The organism is Rhodococcus sp. IEGM 1241, from assembly GCF_033142365.1.
Lineage (GTDB): Bacteria > Actinomycetota > Actinomycetes > Mycobacteriales > Mycobacteriaceae > Rhodococcus_F > Rhodococcus_F erythropolis.
In genome coordinates, this window is the sequence record NZ_JAWLSE010000004.1 from 72577 (window position 1) to 91011 (window position 18435).

Genomic DNA, 18435 nt, shown 5'->3' on the forward strand with positions numbered 1-18435 from the left:
TTACTGCAAGCGGTCTCTCACCGCATCCGAACGTGAAAACGGGGAGGGTTCCACAGACTACTGCGGAACCTTCCCCGAGTCAGCTCGTCGAGAGCGAAGATCAGACGTTGACGCCGTAATCGCGCGCGATGCCCGCGAGGCCGGACGCGTAGCCCTGGCCGATTGCGCGGAACTTCCACTCTGCACCGTTGCGGTACAGCTCACCGAAGACCATGGCGGTCTCGGTGGAAGCGTCCTCGGAGAGGTCGTAACGAGCGAGCTCGTTGCCGTTCGACTTGTCGACGACGCGGATGTACGCGTTGCGGACCTGGCCGAAGGACTGCGAGCGAGCTTCTGCGTCGTAGATCGAGACGGGGAAGACAACGCTCTCGACCTCGGCGGGAACCGCTGCGAGGTTCACGTCGATCTGCTCGTCGTCGCCTTCGCCTTCGCCGTCCGTGTTGTCACCCTTGTGCTCGATCGAGCCGTCGGGCGAACGGAGGTTGTTGAAGAAGATGAAGTGCTGGTCGGAGAGGACCTTCTTGTTCGAGCCTGCGCCGATTGCGCTGGCGTCGAGGTCGAAAGCAGCTCCGGTGGTGGAACGTGCGTCCCAGCCCAGGCCGACGACCACTGCAGTCAGGTTCGGGGCCTCCTTCGTGAGAGAGACATTGCCGCCTTTGGTCAAGCTGACGCCCATTCAGGGGTCCTTTCAAGAGGAGAGACAAGGCCCACTACGACGCGAAGTCGTCTTGGGAGTGTGTTTACCTCCACCACCCTAACCGCAGTTCCGGTGTGTTCGCCGTAACAGCAGAATTACGATCCGAGAAGCGAAGTGCTGGACCCGTAGGATTCAATCGTGGTGGGAAGATGGTCGGAGCGCTTCAATCGGGGGGCAAGAGTGGGGGAGTCGGTCAGTCGTGCGCGGGAGGCGCAGACGGCCATGGTTTCGGCGTTCCTCGACATGGACAAGCGGCAGACCATCGCGTCGGCAGCAGTCGACGCTTCCGCCGAGCTGTACCCCGAGCGAGGGCTGCGCGCTGCGTGGGAACCCGTTCGGGATCGGTGCTTCCAGGCTGCGTCGGATTACCTCGACACATCCGAGCGCTATGGCAACGATCAGGTACTCCACCAGAACCCGAACGGTGCTCGGGCGGCGTTCGAAAAGTCGGTAGCCGAACTCGTCGAGGCGGCAAAGGGCGTCGACGCCTTCTACAACGGGCATCGTGCGCACCTCGAGCAGGCGACGGTCACGATGTCCGCCATTCCCGTCCTCGGCCAACAGGCCCGAACCCTGGCGAACGCCGTCCGGGAAAAACTGGCTGCCACCGATCAGCGCTATCGCGAGTACCCGTCGGTGGTGACGGCCTCCGAACACCTCGACGACGCGGTTGCAGCGCTCGACAATGCGCGCTCATCCGGTCGCGCCGACGCAGTCCGCACGCGGGCCGAGAGTGTCCGCGAAGCGGTATCGGCGCTCGAAGAAACATTGGCAGAAGCCCCGTCGACCCAGCACCGTGCCGAGATGACGATTTCCTCGGTCTCGACCAGGTTGTCGGCAGTGCGCACTCGAGTGGACCGCCTGGATCCGGCGTACTCCGCATTGCTGCGCGAGTTCAACGCCGCGAGTTCCGCTGACCTCGTCGACAACAGCAGTCGCAGTCGAGCGCATATCGATCAGGCCGACATCGATCTCAAGGAAGCGAAGCAGTCGCTGGCTGCGGGAAACCCCGAACACGCACTGGCTTTGATGGCCGAAGCCCGCGTGCACCTCGCCGACGCCGAAGCGTGTGCCGACGCCGTGACGGACCGTCTCGCTACTCTGCGTGCAGTCCGGGCAGATCCGAGCCAAAAGGAACGTGAGGTTCGTTTCCGGCTGAAAGACGCCCAGATGTTCGCTGTTAACCAAGGGTTGGTGGCGGAGTGGGGCTCTGTACTCGATGCTCAACTAGCAAGGATCGAGCGAGCGAGTGCGTCACTGTCGGGAACTCATCCGGACTACTGGTCGTATGTATTACAGCTGGACTCGGTATCGACGTTCATCACCGAAGTTGTCGAGAAGATGCGGGCGCGAGCCGGCAAAAACTGAATGGTCGGGCCGATCGGGGGATCGGAGTTGCCCGACGCGTTGTCACAGGGGGTCGTTTCATGGACTTGATTGCGGTTACAGAGAGAAGAGAAATGCAGCACTTTCAACATCTCGAGGATGACGTGCGGGAGCAACTGTTCCTGCATGCGCCTCGATCGTTCGCGGATTCCGACGAGAGGGATCTGCTCGCGATTGCTCTGGGTGCAACTCTCTACGTTCCTGCCACCCGGGCCGGGTTGGCCGACATCGTGTCCAAACGTGCGTCCGAGGGCGTCAGCTCGATGGTGCTCGATCTCGAGGATGCCGTCGCCGATCACGAGGTCGAATCGGCGCGAGCGAACGCGGTCGAAGCTCTCGACAAGATCGCGTCCACCGACGCCGTCGGCATGCTGCTGTTCGTGCGGGTTCGTGAAGTCGCGGACATCCACAAGGTCGCCGCGTCGTTGACCGAGGGGCGCGCCGCGCTCACCGGGTTCGTAATCCCCAAGTTCGGCAGCGAGTCCGGCCCCGTGTTTCTCGACGCCGTCGCGGACGCATCCGAACTGCTGGGTAAGCATCTCTACGCGATGCCGGTGCTCGAATCACCCGCGCTGGTTCACCGCGATACGCGTGATCTCGAATTGCGCACCATCAGTGGGATTCTCGCGCAGCACCGCGATCGAATCCTTGCCGTCCGCATCGGCGCTACCGACATGTGCAGCACCTTCGGCATCCGTCGTGACCGCGATCTGACCATCTACGACGTGCGCGTGGTGGTCGACGTCATCGCCGACATCGTCAACTATCTCGGGCGCGCGGACGGTTCGGGTTTTGTCATCACCGGGCCCGTGTGGGAGTACTTCGCCGATCACGAACGCATGTTCCGGCCGATGCTGCGCGCCACTCCGTTCGAGGAACACGACGCCGTCCGGTTCCGTCAGCATCTCGTCAGCCGCGACCTCGACGGTCTGCTCCGTGAGATCGCGCTGGACCGAGCCAACGGAATCCAGGGCAAGACGGTCATCCACCCGTCGCACGTCGCAGCGGTCAATGCACTGTCCGCTGTCACGCACGAGGAATATCACGATGCCCTCGACATTCTCGGTGCCGACGCCGGGGGAGTTCAGGCGTCCGGCTACCGGAACAAGATGAACGAGATGAAGCCGCACCGCAATTGGGCCCATCAGACTGCGCTCCGAGCTCACGTGTTCGGTGTGACCAACAAGGGAATCACGTTCGTCGAGTTGCTGACGGCGTTGGTCGATCGATGACAGAGGTTGTCCAGTCCAGGGACGTTCCCTGGGCTACAGCAGAATTCGGCTTGGACCTCGTTCACGGTGATTCGTCACTCGGGTATTCGGTGCCCGATCTGGTGATCCCGGGACTTCGGCGGAATCCGCGTCGCGCTCATCTGCTGGTGTCCACCGTGCTGGGAAAGCACGTGCCCACCGAGCCGTCCGTGGTCATCGGCGCTGCCGACGACCTCGGCGATCTGGTGCGGACAACCCTCGGTGAGGGTGTCGACGTCGTCGTTCTCGGGTTTGCCGAAACCGCAACAGGTTTGGGCCACTGCGTCGCAGCTCGCCTGCACGCTCACTGCTACCTGCACTCCACGCGCCGAGACGTACCAGGGGCTACGACGCTCGCCGGATTCGAGGAGGGGCACTCGCACGCCACGAGCCATCTGATGCAGCCGACGTCCGCCGAACTGTTCGAGAACGACCTGCCTCTGGTCCTCGTCGACGACGAGATCTCCACCGGCGCCACCGCGATCGATGCCATCCGGGCGCTGCACGGGCAATGCCCGCGAAGCCGCTACGTCGTGGCCTCGCTGGTGGACATGAGAACCGAGGAACACCGAGTCGCCGGCGAAGCCGCGGCGGCAGAGTTGGGTGTGCGGATCGATTACGTCTCTCTCGCTTCGGGTTCGACGGTTCTGCCCGACGGCCTGACCGAGCGCGTCACGGCGCTGGATGCTCCGGACCTCAATCCGATCGGTGATCGCCGCGGCACGCTGTCTCGGATGGATCTGCCGTGGCCTGCACATGTCCCCGACGGTGGCCGGCACGGTTTTCTCGATGGCGACACCGCGGCATTCGAGTCAGCCGTCGCGGCAGCGGTGTCCATTCTCGGATCGTCGATCGACGCGTCGCGTGCTGTGATCGTGATCGGTCACGAGGAGTTGATGTACCTGCCACTGCGCATCGCTGCGGGCTTGGAAAGCTCTGGGCGAGCGGTTCGTTACCAGACCACGACGCGTTCACCCGCCTACGTCGTCGACGTGCCGGGATACCCGCTGCGTCGCGGGTTCACCTTTCCGGCACCGGAACTGGGCGAGAACGAACCCCGATACGTCTACAACGCGCAGTGGCCTGACGCGGCGGTCGACGCCCTTGCCTTGCTCGTGGTGGACGAGCCCGCCGATACCGATCGGTTGACGGCGATGGACGGGGTGATCGAGGTGTTACGGAACTCCGGCACCGACGTCCTGGTCGCCACCGTTCGCGGGGCCGATCCGTCGGCGCTGCGAGAATCCAGAGCAGGAGGCTCGTCATGAACGAACCATTGATCGGGCCCGAATTCGGTTCGTACGCGCCGGGCGAAGTGAAGTGGCTGCTCAAGGATCTTTCGCACGTGGATCTCGAAGCGGATGTATCCGTGCGCGAGAAGCGTATTCAGTCGGGTGAGGCGCACTATGCCGAGTCTCTTCCCATCGAGTACCAACCCGATCAGGCATACCGGGATCTGTTCGAGACGGTGCTCGCCGAGAGCGCTCCACGGTTGGCGCGCGCTGTCGGGACCGTGATGGACCTGGTCTTGGCCGAGCGGGGGAGTGACATCACGCTGGTCTCACTCGCCCGGGCCGGAACACCGATCGGGATTCTGATGCGGCGCTGGGCCCAGCAGACCCGCGGGTTGACGTTGCCGCACTACGCGGTGTCCATCGTCCGTGGCAAAGGAATCGATTCCGTCGCACTCGATTATCTTGCGCACCATCACGACTCGGAGAACGTCGTCTTCGTCGACGGCTGGACGGGCAAGGGCGCCATCGCCCGCGAACTCGACGCAGCGTTGACGGAGTACCACGAGGCAGGCGGAGCGAAGTTCGACTCCGATCTGGCTGTTCTCGCCGACCCCGGACACTGCGTGCGAACGTACGGGACCCGTGACGACTTCCTGATCGCGTCGGCGTGCCTCAATTCGACGGTGTCCGGCTTGGTCTCACGAACTGTCCTCAACGACACCCTCATCGGGCCCGGCGATTTCCACGGCGCCAAGTTCTACGCCGACCTCGCCGACGTCGACGTTTCCAACAGGTTGCTCCACGTGGTCTCGGCCGAGTTCGATTCGGTTCGCGGCGACGCAGCGGATTCTCTTGCTGCAGTGCTCGATTCCGATCGGACGCCGACCTGGGCCGGTTGGGAGTCGGTGGAGAAGGTGCAGGCCGAGTACGGGATCTCGACGGTCAACTTCGTCAAACCCGGTGTCGGAGAAACAACCAGGGTGCTGCTGCGCCGGCTTCCCTGGAAGGTTCTGGTGCGCGAACTCGAAGCCCCGGAGCACGCGCACATCCGGTTGTTGGCACAGGCCCGTGGGGTCCCGGTCGAGGTCGTCCCGGATCTCGCCTACTCGTGTGTCGGCCTGATCAAGGACATCACGTGAGCCGTGTGGACACCGCTGCGTCCCAGGTCCTGATCGCCACGGATCTGGACCGCACGATGATCTATTCGCAGGCCGCGATCGGCGGCGATCCCAGTGGCTCCGACCTGGATTCGGCACCGAGCCCGCTGTGCGTCGAGTACTACAACGGCGGTCCGCTCTCGCACATGAGCGTCGAATCGATCGAACTGCTGATTGCGCTCAGCTCGCGGGTTCCGGTGATTCCGACGACGACCAGGACCATTGCGCAGTTCCAGCGGATCGATCTTCCGGGCGGACCGTGGAAGTACGCGATCACGAGCAACGGCGGAAACATCCTGGTGGACGGCGAAGCCGATCGCGACTGGCGAAACGAGATCGACCGGTCGACCCGTAAGGCCGGCGCCGAGTTGCCGCAGGTTCAGGCCGAACTGGAATCGCGGATCGACTCGAGCTGGGTCAGCTCCATTCGTGTTGCCGACGACCTGTTTCCATACCTGGTCGTCGATCTGGCCGTGATGCCGAGTGAATTCGAAACCGAATGGAATCACTGGTGCGTGACGCGGGGCTGGAATGTTTCGCGTCAAGGCCGGAAGATCTACACGATGCCCGACGCCGTGTCGAAGTCACGAGCGCTGGCAGAGGTGCGCCGCAGACTGGTCGAGTCGGGTGATCTGGATCAGTCCGCCGTCGTGATCTCGGCTGGTGACGGCGCATTGGATGCGGACATGCTCGAATACTCCGATTTCGCGATCAGGCCCAGGCACGGTGAGCTGGAAGAACTGAATTGGCAACGGCCGACCGTTACTGTGACAGAAAGGTCCGGTATCGCAGCGAGCGCGGAGATCTTGCGGTGGTTCTCTTCCGCGCTCGGGTAATACACGCTCTCTATGAAGGGGATTTAGTTGTCTGTATCGCTTGCCAAAGGGCAGAACGGCCCGCTGGACGTCTCGGATGTAGTTGTCTCGGTTCAGCTGGCTGCGGCCGCTGACCTGTCTGCACTCCTCGTGACGAGCAACGGAAAAGTTCGTTCCGACGCCGACTTCGTCTTCTTCAACCAGCCGACCGGACCCGGCGTGCAATTGGTACCCAACCCGGGTGGCATTGCCTCACTCCGAGTCTCACTCGCCGGCGTACCCGCCGATATCGAGCAGGTTCGCGCCGTCATCACGCTCGACGACGCTTCGTCGAACTTCGGGCGCACTGCTGCACCGACCGCTCGGGTCTCCGATGCGGCCGGGAACGTGTTGTACGAGTACGTGATCGACGGCCTCACCACCGAGTCCATCGTCATCGCGCTCGAGGTGTACCGACGGCAGGGTGCGTGGAAGGTGCGCGCCGTCGGCCAGGGGTACGCGGGTGGATTTGCCGCGCTGGTCACCGATCATGGTGTGTCCGTCGACGATGCACCACCGCCGCCGCCCACTCCGGTCGCGGCTCCGGCGCCGATCACCCCGCCCTCGTCCGTCGCTCCTACACCGCCGGCGTACAACCAGCCGCCGCAGCAGCAGCCTTCGTACAACGCGCCGCCGGTTCCGCCGGCCCCGCCCGCGTACAACCAGCCGCCTGCCTACAACCAGGGACCGACGCCGCCGGCCTACCCGCCGGCGCAGCAGCCTGCGTACAACCAGCAGCCGACGTACAACCAGCAGCCGACGTACAACCAGCAGCCGACGTACAACCAGGCACCCCCGGCGCCTCCCGTGCAGAACCAGCCGCCGGCGCAGCAGCCCGAGGTGAGCCTGGTCAAGGGACGCCCCGTCAGCCTGACCAAGGGCCAGAAGGTCACACTCCGCAAGGAGGGCGGCGTCGCGCTCACCATGATCCAGATGGGTCTGGGTTGGGATCCGATCAAGAAGAGCGGCCTGTTCGGAAGCCGTACCGCCGACGTCGACCTCGACGCTTCGGCACTCCTGTACGCCGACGGCAACCTCGTCGACGTCTGCTACTACGGTCAGTTGACGTCCAAGGACGGCTCGGTCCGTCACATGGGTGACAACCTGACCGGCGACGGAGACGGCGACGACGAGGTCATGCTCGTCGATCTGCAGCGGGTCCCGGCTCACGTGACCACCGTGATCTTCACCGTGACCTCGTACCGCGGACACACGTTCGAGCAGGTCTCCAACGCTTTCTGCCGTCTCGTGGACAGCACCACCAACTCCGAGCTCGCTCGATACACGCTCCAGGGCGGCATGGCTTTCACCGGAATGGTGATGGCAAAGGTGTACCGCGTGAACGGTGAATGGAAGCTGCAGGCCATCGGTGAAGGTATCCAGGCCAAGCACGCAGGAGAAGCTGCGCCGCAGCTGGGCCGTTTCCTCACTGCTTGAGTCGAGACTGCATAGTCGAGATGAATCCGGTTCGGCGGTAGGTGATTTCGATCGCCGTCCGTCGAACCGGACATCGTTTCCCCCTCTGTGCGTTAACCTCATGCGGCATGTCGAGCCGTCAGTCGAGCGGCCGTGCGCGAGAGGACTTGGCACAGTAGATGATCATTCGAGGGAAACTTCTCGGTCGGGCGGCGGCTGTCGCAGGCGTTGTGCTGGCGCTCGTGAGCACCGGGATCGCGCAGGCTTCGGTGCCGCAGTCGGAAACGCTGTCAGGTGTATCCGGCACCGGGATCAAGTACGTCGCCCTCGGTGACTCCCGCGCCTCCGGCCCAAGGCTGGAACCGATGTACCCCGACGCCTGTTCGCGTTCGTACGAGAACTTCGCGGGCAAGATCTCTCGGGCACTCGAGGTCGCGGAGTTCGCCGACGTCTCTTGCAGCGCGGCACGCGCCGAGAACATCATCGACACTCCACAGCTGATTCCGAACTACTGGCCTGTCCAACTCGATGCCGTTCACCCGGACACCGACCTGATCACCATCTCGATCGGCGGCAACGACTCCAACAGCATCTTCCTCGGTCCCCTGTGCGTCGCTCCGGGGCCAGGAACCGATCGTGGATGCCGGTACGACCCGCTCGCGAATTCCGTCGCCCAGTCCGGAATCGACCGGGCTGCCGGAGAATTGGATCGCATCCTGACCGCGGTCACGCAGCGCGCGCCTAACGCTCGCATCTACCTGATCGGTGAGGGCGGCATGATCTCCTCTCGCGGATGCTGGCCGAACATCCCGTTCTCCGACGCCGACGCAGCCTGGTTCATGGACTATTTCGCGCGCTACAACACGAAGTTCGACGAGGTCGCCCACGCCCACGGTGTGCGCACCGTCGACATTGCGGCGGCGAGCATCGCCGGCGGGCACGATGCGTGCGCGAGTGCAGATCAGCGTTGGTTCGAAGGCCTTTTCTCGGAGTCGACGGCGCAGCGCTTGCACTTCACGGACGCCGGGATGACCGCGGTGGCCGATCTAGTGGTGGCGGACCTGCAAGGCTGACCGAGAGAGCCCGGTCATGGCATAGTTCGCTGCTGTGGGTATGACTTTTGTTCCCGGACAGAACGCGCCGCTGCAGGCGCCCGTGGTGACGTTTCGAGCCGAGAGCCAGACGCCGTTCGACGTGTCGGCGCTGGTAGCGGACGCGAACCTGCGGGCATTGACGTCCGCGGACTTCGTGTTCTACAACCAACCATCCACCGCTGGAGTGCAACTCGACCAGAGCGGCATCCGGGTGGAACTCGATCGACTTCACCCCGATGCCGCAGCAGTGTTGTGCATCGTCAGCGTGGATCCGGCAGCGACGGCCGCGGGAGCCTTTCGCACGGCCGGGCTCTCCGCCACCCTGAGCGATCAATCCGGTTCGGTCCTGGCCGAATTCGCGATCCCCACCGCAGGCACCGAGACAGCGGTCATCTGCTGGGAGCTGTACCGAAAGTCCGGTGCCTGGAAGATCCGGGCCGTCGGGCAGGGCTATGCGGGTGGTCTGGCGGAACTGATCTCGGTGCACGGCGTCGAGGTCGACGACGAGCCGGCACAACCAGCCCCGACGGCTGCGCCCGCGTGGGACTCCGCGGTGGAGCCGTTGGAGGTGGGCCGCGGCCTCGAGCGTGCGTGGATGATCTTCGAGGACGCCTCGCGTTCTGCCGCTTCCTTCGTCTCCAGCAGCGAGTACGCGCTTGCTCGGTTGGACGAGGATCTGACCGCTGCCGTCGCAGATCCGTCGTTGCGGAACTCGGCAGCGGGAGTGGCGGCGCGCGACGCCGCACAGAAGCGTCACGACGACCTTGTCTCACTCGCACGGGACAACCACGCCCGCGACAGCGCTCAGCTTGCGCACGAACTCGGCGTGATCGACGGCGTGCTCCCACGGTCGATGGCGTCGTGGAAGTCGGTGTCGTGGGCCGGTACAACCGATCCGGCCCAGATCACGGCCGTCAGCGACGGAATGCGTCTTGGCGAGCTGTCGGCTCCGGACCGCGGCACGCTCACCGTTCCGTACTGCGTCCCGCTCCCACTGCGTCGGCCCATCTGGGTGGACAGTACGTCGAGCAAAGCAGCGCTCGGTCTGATCAGTGCCGTCACCGTGCGCGTCATGGCCGCCGGTCCGATGCCGCTACTCGACGTCGTCGATCTGACCGGCTCGCTGACGCCACTGACCGACAGACTGGCACCGATGCTCGCGGGGCCGGTCATCACCGCTCACACCGAGATCTCGGCGCGCTTGCGGGCACTGGCCGAGGCCGTCGACATGGGCGAGCTCGCGCGAATGAGTGGTGTCGCAGATGGCCCGAGTTCCCTGCGCCTGTTGATCCTCAGCGATTTCCCGCACGGATACTCCGCCGAAGACGCACAGACCATCATGTTCCTCGCCGAACGCGGACCCGCAATCGGTTTGTCCATACTGATTGTCGGAGAGGACGAGTCGAACTTCGCGGAAGAATCCGTCGCCGCGCTGTCCGAGGGGTGCCAACATCTTTCGGCAGCAGGGCAGACGGAGGTTCACGATCCGTGGACCCGCACGCAATGGCACTTCACCCCGGACGTGCTCGACCCGATCTCCGAGTCGCGAATTCTGGCAGTGTTCGACCGCACCTAGTGGCCGATGGCGGATTGCCGAGCGCACAGGCAGAGTGGTGGTACGACCACGCGCGGTGTGTGGCGGCAATACTCGAGGAGACTCATGGCATTCTGGGATCAGTTGAAGGCTAAGGCTCAGGAGATGAACGGCCAGCTCAAGACAAAGACCAGCCAGTTCCAGAACAAGGAATTCAAGAACGCGAGCATGGCAATGTGCGCGTTGATCGCCGCCGCAGACGGATCGATCGATCCGTCGGAGCGTCAGAAGACCGCCGCGCTGATCATGAGCAACGAGTCGCTCGCGGTCTTCCCGCCGGACGAGCTTCGTGAGCAGTTCGACTGGTACTGCAGCAAGCTGTCCTCGGACTACGAGTTCGGCAAGGTCGAGGCAACCGCAACCATTGCCAAGCTCAAGTCGAAGCAGGATCAGGCCCGCGCGGTCATCCAGATCGGCATCATCATCGGCGGCGCGGACGGCAACTTCGACGAGCACGAGCGCGGCGTCGTACGCGACATGTGTTTTGCAGTCGGAATCTCTCCGGCCGAGTTCGATCTCTGATCGATTCAGAGCATGAAAGCGGGTGCGGCGCGAAAGCGCTGCACCCGCTTTTCTTTTCAGTACTCGGGATAACCGTCCTCGGGCCCGAGCATGCGCTCGATCCTCGTCCGCGTGATCTTGGCGAGCTCGTCGACGCAGACCTTGCGCTCGACGGACCGTTCGTTGGACATGCGCTGGCCGATGTTCTCGAGCAGGTCGTCGGCGTCGTGGCCGTGCGAACACCACAGATACCGGAAGCCGAAGTTCCGCTCGTACTCCTCGCCGGCGCGATAGATGGTTGCCATGACGGCGTCGTCCGGAACCCAGATCGAGCATTGCTCGAGGTGGGACGGCACGCTGTTCCTACGGACGCCGACCGGTGGATGGCATTGCAGGGCGCGTTCGACGTCGACGTCCGAGAGGTTGAGAATCGCGTCCTCGGCGCGCGAGAGGATCTCCGCGTGGTCGGCGAACGGACGTCCGTCGCTGACCCACCCGGCCCACGTCAGCGAGCAGCAGCACTCGAACAATGCGTGAACCGCCTTCTGCCGCGGTAGTTCGTTGAAGCGCTCCAACCCGATCGATTGATGTAGCAGCATGTGACCTCCCGGCCCGTTGTGCCTTCAGGCGCGCTCGACATGCCGCGCGGTAACCAGATGCGCGACCATTTCGATAATCCGCCGCTTCACCTGGGAAAGGAAGGTTTGCTCACCGAGTTTTCAGGTTCTTAACGCGGCGTAACGAGCTGACCCACACAACGCAGAAGCCCCGCCGGCGACAACCGGCGAGGCTCCAGACCGGGAATCTCTAGAAGGAAAAACCCGATCATGACTGACGCTATTCGCCGGCGGGCCTATATCCAGCCAAGGCGCTCGCGATCGCCATTGCCCTCGGCATCACCGCCTGGCGCATTCGTACATTGCTTCGGCCATCACCGGGACCGGTTCTACGAGCCGCACTCGAGGATGCGTGGAAGACGAGATTGCGGCCACCCACTGCTCCAGGAAACAAACGACGATCATCCACATTTCGCCACCATCGCTGCGGACGAGCGGCAATCGCGCAGATTGTTGCCGACTGCCGCATAGACGCCGTGCTCGACGACCCACGATTCGAGCAGCCCCTACTAGGCGTAGTGGTGCCTGTAGCGTCCATGCCATGGGCTCCCGAAATTCCCGGCGATGGGGATATGCGCTGACGGCATTGGCGGTCATCGCGGCCGGTATCTCGGTCTTCGGCCCACAGAGCTTTCCGGGGCGAGAGCCGACATTCACCGGGGCCACAGCCTGGAACATCGATCCCGACGGCACCATCACTGAGATTACGGATTCGGACCTCGTTGCCGAAACCACGTTCGAGGACCCGCCGCCGCTCCGGGCAAGCGCAGTCGTCCGTGAGTTCCACGCCGAGGAAGGCTGGGGTGTACTCGACGCAGCCGAAATTCCCGGCGGTTGTTGGGTGTTCTACTCCGAGATTGTGGCGACTGGGTACCGCGTCCTGACTCCAGGCCAGCTAGTGGACCTTGAATACGAGGACCTTGTTGCGCAGTACGGTTCCGACGCGCACCAGGATGGCTACCGTTATCGTGCTACGTCCGTCCATCCGTGAGCCGCGCTGGTCTGGTAACGCGGATTTGGACCGCTTTAGGTGTGCGAAGTGGAATACCGGGAGTGCACCGACGGCGGACTCAGACATCCAGCATTCAAAGGTTTGCGCTCGACAAGTCCGCTGACGGAATCAACCCGCCGGGTCGTCACTGAGTCAGTGCCACAGCACTATTGAGGCAAAATAGCGCCCACACGGCGGCTGTTGTTTCCTCAGAAAATTCACGCTATTGCGAACTATGCGCCACCGCGCAGGAACGGTCGGTTCAATGAACTGCCGTTCTTGTGGACCGGATGGAGCTAGCTCACTAGCTCAGTCACAGATGGTCGGCCTCTGCCTCGGCGAACTCGCGGTCACTGCGGCAACTTGGCGGTGGGGACGTTCAGTTGTCGTGCTGTTTACCTAGCTCTGCGGCTCTATTGTGAGCGGCGGCGATCGCCGCGAGCACGGCGGTGTGAACTCCACGATTCTCCAGTTCGCGGATCGCGCTGATCGTCGTTCCTCCGGGCGAAGTGACCGCTTCGCGCAGACTGCTCGGATTGTCGTCTGACTCAGCGAGCATCTTTGCCGAACCTACGGCCGACTGAATGATCAGCTTTTCGGCGATCGCTCGCGGCAGACCGAGCCGGATCCCGGCGTCGACCATCGCTTCGACGAGGTAGAAAAAGTACGCCGGCCCTGACCCGGACAGTGCTGTGACGGCGTCCAACTGTGGCTCGGCCAGTTCGATGACCTCCCCGACGTGCTCGAACATGGTCTTGACGGTGGCTACATGCTCGGCGGTGGCGTGCCGGCCGGCGGCGAGAACACTCATCGATTCGCCCACCATCATGGGGGTGTTCGGCATGGCCCGGACGACCGGAACGTCGCCGAGGCGGTGTTCGAACAGTGCAGTGGGCAGGCCGGCACACACGGTCACAAGGAGCTTGTGGGCTGTCATTGCGATGCTCAGCTCTTCGAGCGTCACGTGGATGTCTTGCGGTTTCACGGCTACGACCAGAACATCCGCTCGTTCGACGGCCGCCCGTGTCTCGACGGCTTTCACGCCGTACTTGGCTGTCAGCTGTTGTGCGTGGTCGGCTCGACGCGTGGTGAACAGGAGATCTTCGGGCTTGTGTCCACCGCGCAGCAGGCCCGACATGAGGGCTTCGCCGATCATTCCTGCACCCAGTACCGAGATCACCATGGCGCCGAGCATAGCGGTCTGCCGACGGTCAGTTGGGTGGTGTTGTGGCGGCTTTGTGTAACGGCTTTGAGTGTCGTGGATTCTCAACGAACAAGCTATTCGATTGGTGTGGAACCGATTTCACGGGCATGTGGAGATAGTGCACGATCCAGATACTGCACACCGCCAGTCAACCTGCCGGGTCGTCGCTGAGTCGGTACAGCAGACTGCTTGAAGAAGGTTCACGAGGACGTTTTGACGTGCCGGATACCCTTCACCGGCAACGAGTCTCACTGACGAATGGTTTGCGTTTATGCAAATTCTTCACCAGAAGGCACCGAACACGGCCGCCGAGGTGCGTGCGCTGCGATCGCTTTCTGACAAAGGACGCCGAACGCGCTACAGCGCTGTGGACAGCAGAGTTTCGGGAGTTCATTTCTCTTCGCGATGGCCAAAACGGCGGATCGGTGAAGAAGACTTCGTCGGAAGTACGTCGAGCGCGATGCTATCTCCCGGCGGTCACTGTGTTGCTTCTTCGGTTCTTCACCGCGACGGTGGCCGGTTGTTCCGAGAGGCATTGATTCCAGCAGCGAGCACGATGGTGAGGAGTGCCAGAGCGCACGCGGTCCACGCCGCGGTCGAGTAGCCCGAGTTGGTTGGGGAAAAGGAACCGGTCACTGTGTGCGCGGCCAAGATCACACCACTGGCGGCACTACCGATGGAGAAGCCGACCGAACGCACAACCTGGTTGACGCTCATCGCGGCCGCGGTCTCTTCGGAGGGTGTGACTGCCAGGATCACCTGGGGCATCACGGCGGAGAAGCCTCCGACACCGAAGCCCAACAACCCCATGATCGCGATCGGCCACGCCACGCCCATGTCGCGGACGGTGGCGAACAGGACACACGCGAGGGCGATAACGACACCGTTGGCGATGAGTAGACCAAATGGGCTGACCTTGCGGCGCGCCTTGGGCACTACACGTCCTGCGACGAAACCCAGCGCGGAGAACGGGACCAGCACCAAGCCCGCCTCGACCTCGTTGAGCCCGTAACCGTAGCCGACCTCCGGGGGAGTCTGAACGAAGCGGGTGATCAGGGTGAAGAGCAAGTACATGGCGATACCGGAGACGAACATTATCAGGTTGGCGCCAGCGACCGCCGGGTGCCGCAGCGCGGTCAGGTCCACCAGCGGATGCGCCACTTTCCGCTCGACGGCGACCCACACGGCCAACACCGCTGCCCCGCCGAGGAGGACCGATACGACTACCAACGGCCTGCTCGACCACCAGCTCGACTGGCTCGTAACTACAAGCACCGCAACAAGACCGACGGAGAGAAGGGATGCTCCCCACCAGTCCACCGACTCCTTGGCCGGTGCGGCCGTACTGTCAGCTGGGAGTGCAACGACGGCGGTGATCAGCGCGGCGACTGCGACCACGACACCGAGTAGGTATGCCGCGCGGACGTCCCAAACTTGGACCAACAAGCTCGCGATGGGGTATCCCACGCCGATGCCGACGGTGGAGGCCACGGACAGCATTGCGATCGTGCCCTCTGCGCGGTCCCGGAGGTGTTGGCGGGCGGTGGCCATCATCAGTGCAGTCAGGCCCAATCCGATCCCCTGTGCTGCCCGACCGAGCAGGAGCACGACGAACGGTGCGGGCACGACGGTCGCCACGCTGCCCAGCGCCACGACGGTCAGAGTGGAGAGGACGACTTTTCGCCGCCGGTGGGCGGCGCCGAGGCGGCCGAGAAGCGGGGTGGCGACAGCGCCTGTCAGCAGTGTGATGGTCAACGTCCATTGAGCAGTGGACAGTGAAACGTCGTAGTCCTCGGCTACGGAGGTGATGAGGGGCGCTCCCAAGCTTCCGATTGCTGCGACCACCAATGCGATGAAGACCAGTGCCGCCACCATGTTGGTGTCGCCGCGCTTGGCGGTTCCGCTGGGGTGTGTCTCGGGAGTTGTGGAGGCGTTCATTGGTTGTTCTCCTCGGTCAGATGATCGAATAGTCCGGCATGGATGCGGGTGCGGATGCCGCGCGCCCACTCGGTGTCGAGGTCGTCGATGTCCAGCGCCGCGGCGACGTTGAGCAACATGCCGTAGGCGAGGAAACTTTTCACCGCCACCGGAGGCATACCCGTGTGATCGGCTGTCGCCGTCCACATTCCGGACATGTGATTGCGCACCGCATCGCGAACCTCGCGGTCACCGCATGCGGCGAAGGCTTGCAGTTGTACCAGCAACTCGGTGCGGTTCGACAGGGTGCTGTTGTTGTAGTACTCGCCCATCACGGCAACCGACTCGGGTCCTGTGGTGTCTGCCGCTGTACGGTCAATTCCGTCGATGAGGTGCGTGAACGCACGCTGGACGACTTGGAGGAACAGTGCCTTCTTCGTGCCGAACAGCCGAAAGATGTAAGCCTGCGAGATTCCCGCGCGATGGGCGAGTGCTTCCATCGACGCACCGTGCAGGCCAGCTGCGGCGAACTCCTCGGCTGCCAGAGCGAGCAGCTGTTCGCGTCGCTGCTGGGCGGTCATTCGCTTGACTTCACGTTTACTCACCCCGCCGAGAGTAGTAGTTAGTAGTCACTAACTACTAACAAAAATTCGAATTTGATGGTAGATATGTGACGGAACACTCCCGTTGTCGACGCCGCCAATCGGGGAGGGAAATGCGGACCTGACGCGGCAGCGGTACGCCCAAAGGCCGGGCAGTTCATCGCCTTTCTGCAATGCATCACCATCGCTCCTGGGTGGCATCGCGCTGACCGGGACCAATTCTGTTCGGAGATCGTATGAACAACGAATCGCCAGCGCAGCAGACAACAGAGTGCCCCTTCAATGGGGCAGAACAAGTCGGATCTGCATCTCCGGCGCCAACGATGCAGGTCGCACCAGGAAGGCTGCCCATGGTGGGCCATATGTGGCCACTGATGCGGAATCCTTTTGATTTTTTCGCTGACCTTCGTGCCAGCGGCAACGTGATCAAGATCTACATCGGAAAGCGTCCGATCTACTTCCTCACCAACGCGCGACTAGCCCACCAGGTTTTGGTGAAGGACGCGCGCTCGTTCCGCAAAGGCATGGTGTGGGAGGCCGTGCATCCGTTGAGCGGCAACGGTTTACTGGCCTCTGGTCGTGAGTTGCACCGTCGCCAGCGGCGGCTGATCCAGCCGCTGTTCCATCGGAAAATGATTGCCTCCTACGCGCAAATCATGACCGCCGAATCGCAGGAACTGGCCGAATCATGGCAGCCCGGGCAGAAGATCATCGTGCAGAAGGCCATGCTCGAGCTGACGCTCACAACCATCGTGCGATCGATGTTCTCAGGCAGGCCCAGACGATGCCTGGATCAAACCTGGACGTCGTTCGGCGAACAGTGATCGACACGGTCCACTCGTGCACCGCACCCGGGGTCGGTCGTAGAAGGCAGCGGGTCGATCTTCCCCCGGCTCTCCGACAGCGAGGTGTGTCGGTTAGTTGGTTCGTCGAAATCAATGGTCAGACTGTCGCTTTCGTAGCCATCGTCACGGGCCTAGGTGATGAGGTGATCGTTCGAGCTGCCAGAAGATGGCAGCAGGTTCGTGTTCGACGAGTGATTCCCGATCGGTCCGCCTGACGGGACGGGGAATATTGCATGTTTCGAATACTGCACATCTGCCAGTCAACCCGCCGGGTCGTCACTGATTCAGTGCAACAGCACAATTGAGGAAGGTTCGTTGTGGACAATTGGTGGTTGTACTGGAGCCCGTTTCCTCAGCCTGTCCGTGAGTGGCTGTGGATGATCGTGCAGCAGGTTTGGCCTAGCTGAGAATGGGTTACGGCCATCATTCACGCCCTGCCCTCGTACAGATCAGCTGCGATATCGATGGTCAACCCGGAACCGTGCGGGCCACCGCCGAGGTAGTAGATCCCGGAAATCCGCTTGGGATAGGAGTTGGCATCGACGATCGCCTCGGACCAGGCGTCTAGATAGGAGAGCAGTTCGTCGAGGTCGTCGCCGAGCGCATCGAGTCGACAACCTGCGGTATCGCTTCCATACGTGGTGAATTTGGGTTGGTGAAGCACATGCCGCTTCAGCGCAAGGCCGCGAGGTCGGTAGTGAGAAGGGTAAAAATTACCGGGTGCGCGACAACTGAACTCCGCTGCGCCAGACAACGAACCCAGTGAGCGCTCCGACCGCAGCGCTGGCCAGTGGCCCGACGATGAGATACAGCGTCGGGCTCTCATCACTGCCAGGGCAGAGGGAGATCGTAGGTAAGTTGGTCGGATCCGTGATCTGCGATGTCAGAGGTGCGTACGAAGAGCAATGGGTCGGTTGTCCGAGCCGCCAAAGCACGAAGCCAACGCAGATAAGACCACCAATCAAGAAGGTTGCAGCCCCCGCTGCGATCAACGTACGCATCTCAGCATCCTTCCATGGTCCTCCAACGTAAAGAATGATTGTGGAACAGATTTGGTCTGGCTGAGTCTGCAGCC

At 62.8% G+C, this 18435-nt stretch carries 17 protein-coding genes; 11 read left to right on the plus strand and 6 right to left on the minus strand.

Translation table 11 applies throughout. The features are described from left to right. Positions 1–100 precede the first annotated feature (100 nt). Positions 101–676 carry a TerD family protein gene (locus R4P70_RS18785; RefSeq protein ID WP_003941199.1) on the minus strand — a complete coding sequence of 192 codons (576 nt, stop codon included), beginning with the start codon at positions 674–676 and terminating at the stop codon, positions 101–103. Between the two features lie 243 nt (positions 677–919). Here R4P70_RS18785 and R4P70_RS18790 point away from each other — a divergent pair, with 243 nt between their 5' ends. From R4P70_RS18790 to R4P70_RS18830, 9 genes are all read left to right on the plus strand, one after another. Further along, a complete protein-coding gene (locus R4P70_RS18790) occupies positions 920–2065 on the plus strand; it encodes a hypothetical protein (protein WP_082239047.1) in 1146 nt (381 codons plus the stop codon). A 92-nt stretch (positions 2066–2157) separates the two neighbouring features. Further along, the gene (locus R4P70_RS18795; protein WP_037129307.1) at positions 2158–3315 is read left to right on the plus strand and encodes an HpcH/HpaI aldolase/citrate lyase family protein; all 1158 of its coding nucleotides are present in this window, start codon (positions 2158–2160) and stop codon (positions 3313–3315) included. Next, positions 3312–4601: a phosphoribosyltransferase family protein gene (locus R4P70_RS18800; protein ID WP_317831107.1), complete on the plus strand. Its 1290-nt coding sequence runs from the start codon at positions 3312–3314 to the stop codon at positions 4599–4601. The genes R4P70_RS18795 and R4P70_RS18800 overlap by 4 nt, the downstream gene beginning before the upstream one ends. Beyond that, entirely contained in the window at positions 4598–5707 is a 1110-nt protein-coding gene (locus R4P70_RS18805; protein WP_317831109.1) for a cysteine protease StiP family protein, read from the plus strand. The genes R4P70_RS18800 and R4P70_RS18805 overlap by 4 nt, the downstream gene beginning before the upstream one ends. A gap of 56 nt (positions 5708–5763) precedes the next feature. Continuing rightward, positions 5764–6561 (plus strand): hypothetical protein, encoded by a 798-nt coding sequence (locus tag R4P70_RS18810; protein ID WP_054826428.1) that lies wholly within the window; start codon positions 5764–5766, stop codon positions 6559–6561. Positions 6562–6588: 27 nt separating this feature from the next. Continuing rightward, entirely contained in the window at positions 6589–8016 is a 1428-nt protein-coding gene (locus R4P70_RS18815; RefSeq protein WP_317831111.1) for a TerD family protein, read from the plus strand. Positions 8017–8174: 158 nt separating this feature from the next. Further along, complete coding sequence (locus tag R4P70_RS18820; RefSeq protein WP_125050271.1) at positions 8175–9068, plus strand: SGNH/GDSL hydrolase family protein; 894 nt, start codon at positions 8175–8177, stop codon at positions 9066–9068. 40 nt (positions 9069–9108) lie between these two features. Beyond that, positions 9109–10665 (plus strand): TerD family protein, encoded by a 1557-nt coding sequence (locus R4P70_RS18825; RefSeq protein WP_021342751.1) that lies wholly within the window; start codon positions 9109–9111, stop codon positions 10663–10665. Positions 10666–10749: 84 nt separating this feature from the next. Then, positions 10750–11205: a tellurite resistance TerB family protein gene (locus tag R4P70_RS18830; RefSeq protein WP_003941110.1), complete on the plus strand. Its 456-nt coding sequence runs from the start codon at positions 10750–10752 to the stop codon at positions 11203–11205. A gap of 56 nt (positions 11206–11261) precedes the next feature. On the opposite strand, the gene R4P70_RS18835 is transcribed toward R4P70_RS18830, so the two are convergent. After that, the gene (locus R4P70_RS18835) at positions 11262–11783 is read right to left on the minus strand and encodes a 2-oxo-4-hydroxy-4-carboxy-5-ureidoimidazoline decarboxylase (protein WP_003941084.1); all 522 of its coding nucleotides are present in this window, start codon (positions 11781–11783) and stop codon (positions 11262–11264) included. A 559-nt stretch (positions 11784–12342) separates the two neighbouring features. On the opposite strand from R4P70_RS18835, the gene R4P70_RS18840 reads away from it, so the two are divergent. Beyond that, a complete protein-coding gene (locus R4P70_RS18840; RefSeq protein ID WP_003941092.1) occupies positions 12343–12792 on the plus strand; it encodes a hypothetical protein in 450 nt (149 codons plus the stop codon). Positions 12793–13171: 379 nt separating this feature from the next. On the opposite strand, the gene proC is transcribed toward R4P70_RS18840, so the two are convergent. The 3 genes from proC to R4P70_RS18855 form a co-directional block, all read right to left on the minus strand. After that, complete coding sequence (proC, locus tag R4P70_RS18845; RefSeq protein WP_058227993.1) at positions 13172–13975, minus strand: pyrroline-5-carboxylate reductase; 804 nt, start codon at positions 13973–13975, stop codon at positions 13172–13174. A gap of 522 nt (positions 13976–14497) precedes the next feature. Beyond that, positions 14498–15934, minus strand: coding sequence for an MFS transporter (locus tag R4P70_RS18850; RefSeq protein ID WP_082654919.1), 1437 nt, complete (start codon positions 15932–15934; stop codon positions 14498–14500). Beyond that, a complete protein-coding gene (locus R4P70_RS18855; RefSeq protein WP_317831116.1) occupies positions 15931–16518 on the minus strand; it encodes a TetR/AcrR family transcriptional regulator in 588 nt (195 codons plus the stop codon). The genes R4P70_RS18850 and R4P70_RS18855 overlap by 4 nt, the downstream gene beginning before the upstream one ends. A 233-nt stretch (positions 16519–16751) precedes the next feature. Here R4P70_RS18855 and R4P70_RS18860 point away from each other — a divergent pair, with 233 nt between their 5' ends. After that, on the plus strand, positions 16752–17339 hold the full coding sequence (locus tag R4P70_RS18860; protein WP_256261733.1) for a cytochrome P450: 588 nt from the start codon (positions 16752–16754) through the stop codon (positions 17337–17339). Positions 17340–17787: 448 nt separating this feature from the next. Here R4P70_RS18860 and R4P70_RS18865 read toward each other — a convergent pair whose 3' ends face one another. Next, entirely contained in the window at positions 17788–18024 is a 237-nt protein-coding gene (locus R4P70_RS18865) for a hypothetical protein (RefSeq protein WP_054826767.1), read from the minus strand. Positions 18025–18435: the final 411 nt, after the last annotated feature.

What these genes read in the sequence shown, in the direction of transcription:
- R4P70_RS18785 (WP_003941199.1), bottom strand. Translation starts at nt 676, where the DNA reads ATGGGCGTCAGCTTGACCAAAGGCGGCAATGTCTCTCTCACGAAGGAG.
- R4P70_RS18790 (WP_082239047.1), top strand. Translation starts at nt 920, where the DNA reads ATGGTTTCGGCGTTCCTCGACATGGACAAGCGGCAGACCATCGCGTCG.
- R4P70_RS18795 (WP_037129307.1), top strand. Translation starts at nt 2,158, where the DNA reads ATGCAGCACTTTCAACATCTCGAGGATGACGTGCGGGAGCAACTGTTC.
- R4P70_RS18800 (WP_317831107.1), top strand. Translation starts at nt 3,312, where the DNA reads ATGACAGAGGTTGTCCAGTCCAGGGACGTTCCCTGGGCTACAGCAGAA.
- R4P70_RS18805 (WP_317831109.1), top strand. Translation starts at nt 4,598, where the DNA reads ATGAACGAACCATTGATCGGGCCCGAATTCGGTTCGTACGCGCCGGGC.
- R4P70_RS18810 (WP_054826428.1), top strand. Translation starts at nt 5,764, where the DNA reads ATGATCTATTCGCAGGCCGCGATCGGCGGCGATCCCAGTGGCTCCGAC.
- R4P70_RS18820 (WP_125050271.1), top strand. Translation starts at nt 8,175, where the DNA reads ATGATCATTCGAGGGAAACTTCTCGGTCGGGCGGCGGCTGTCGCAGGC.
- R4P70_RS18825 (WP_021342751.1), top strand. Translation starts at nt 9,109, where the DNA reads ATGACTTTTGTTCCCGGACAGAACGCGCCGCTGCAGGCGCCCGTGGTG.
- R4P70_RS18830 (WP_003941110.1), top strand. Translation starts at nt 10,750, where the DNA reads ATGGCATTCTGGGATCAGTTGAAGGCTAAGGCTCAGGAGATGAACGGC.
- R4P70_RS18835 (WP_003941084.1), bottom strand. Translation starts at nt 11,783, where the DNA reads ATGCTGCTACATCAATCGATCGGGTTGGAGCGCTTCAACGAACTACCG.
- R4P70_RS18840 (WP_003941092.1), top strand. Translation starts at nt 12,343, where the DNA reads ATGGGCTCCCGAAATTCCCGGCGATGGGGATATGCGCTGACGGCATTG.
- proC (WP_058227993.1), bottom strand. Translation starts at nt 13,975, where the DNA reads ATGGTGATCTCGGTACTGGGTGCAGGAATGATCGGCGAAGCCCTCATG.
- R4P70_RS18850 (WP_082654919.1), bottom strand. Translation starts at nt 15,934, where the DNA reads ATGAACGCCTCCACAACTCCCGAGACACACCCCAGCGGAACCGCCAAG.
- R4P70_RS18860 (WP_256261733.1), top strand. Translation starts at nt 16,752, where the DNA reads ATGAACAACGAATCGCCAGCGCAGCAGACAACAGAGTGCCCCTTCAAT.